1 pseudogene is annotated in these 299 nt (G+C 70.2%); it reads right to left on the bottom strand.

The window, feature by feature from the left end:
* A pseudogene (locus ABD323_RS44795) lies at positions 1-299 on the bottom strand (transposase); the annotation flags it as partial.

Here is a 299-nt window from a genome sequence, read left to right as displayed (position 1 = left end):
CCGCGCTTGTCCCGATCGACAGGGATTCGGACCTGTCAGTACCCCCTTTTCAGGGCTCTCACGTTCACCGAGTCGACCGCGCACCGCGACCGGTCCAGCTCGCCCCGCGAGCCGACCTCGTCGAGGACCCGGTGGAGCTTGGCCCACACCCTGGCCTTGCCCCACTCGGGGAAACGCCGATGGGCCGTCGGTCCGGACGGGCCGAAGCACGACGGCAACTGGGCCCAGGTGCACCCGGAGGTGGCAACGAACACGATCGCGGCCAGCACCTCGCGATCCCCGTGCCGACGCCGAACACC

Source organism: Kitasatospora nipponensis, from assembly GCF_039528135.1.
Lineage (GTDB): Bacteria > Actinomycetota > Actinomycetes > Streptomycetales > Streptomycetaceae > Kitasatospora > Kitasatospora nipponensis.
The sequence above is the reverse complement of the archived record's forward strand: the minus strand, read 5'-3'. Positions and strand labels throughout refer to the sequence as shown.